The 681-nt window shown below is 59.3% G+C and carries 1 pseudogene; it reads right to left on the bottom strand.

Going from position 1 to position 681, the window contains the following annotated elements:
* Positions 1-14: 14 nt before the first annotated feature.
* Positions 15-681 (bottom strand): annotated as a pseudogene (locus IVA80_RS04495) (IS5 family transposase); the annotation flags it as partial.

Below are 681 nucleotides of genomic sequence, written 5' to 3'. Positions count from 1 at the left end.
CCTAGGGCCTGTCCTCAATTGAGCCAGATGATAGCAGCCGCGAGGTGGATTGCGGCGAGGAAATTTCTGGCGGTTTTGTCGTAGCGGGTGGCGATGGCGCGGTATTGCTTGAGCTTGCAGAAGAAATTCTCGATGAGGTGGCGTGCCTTGTAGGCGTCCTTATCGAACTCGCGTTGAACCTTGCGGTTGCTCTTGGGCGGGATCACGAACGACTTCCCCCGTGTAAGCAACGGATCGATCACCCGCTCGTCGGCATCGAAGGCCTTGTCTGCCAGCAAGACCTCGGCCGTCATATCCGGCAGCAGTGCGTCCGCGCCTTCCAGATCATGGGCCTGGCCCGGCGTCAGGATGAAGTCCAGCGGATTGCCCAACGCATCGACAAGCGCATGAATCTTGGTGCTCAGCCCGCCTTTGCTGCGCCCGATCGCCTGGTCTTCGCCGTCTTTTTTTGTGCGCCGGCACTGTGCTGATGTGCCCGCACGATCGTGCTGTCGATCATGGCGTACTCATTATCCGCATCGCTCGCCAGCATCTCAAACAGCTTCTTCCACACGCCACTCTTGGCCCAGCGCGAGAAGCGCGTATGGATCTTGATCGGGTCGCCAAAGCGTTCGGGCAAGTCCCGCCAAGGGATGCCGGCCCGATAACGGTAGATCACCGCTTCTACAAACAGCCGATTGT

This window comes from Bradyrhizobium sp. 139 (genome assembly GCF_023074175.1).
Classification (GTDB): Bacteria; Pseudomonadota; Alphaproteobacteria; order Rhizobiales; family Xanthobacteraceae; genus Bradyrhizobium.
The sequence above is the reverse complement of the archived record's forward strand: the minus strand, read 5'-3'. Positions and strand labels throughout refer to the sequence as shown.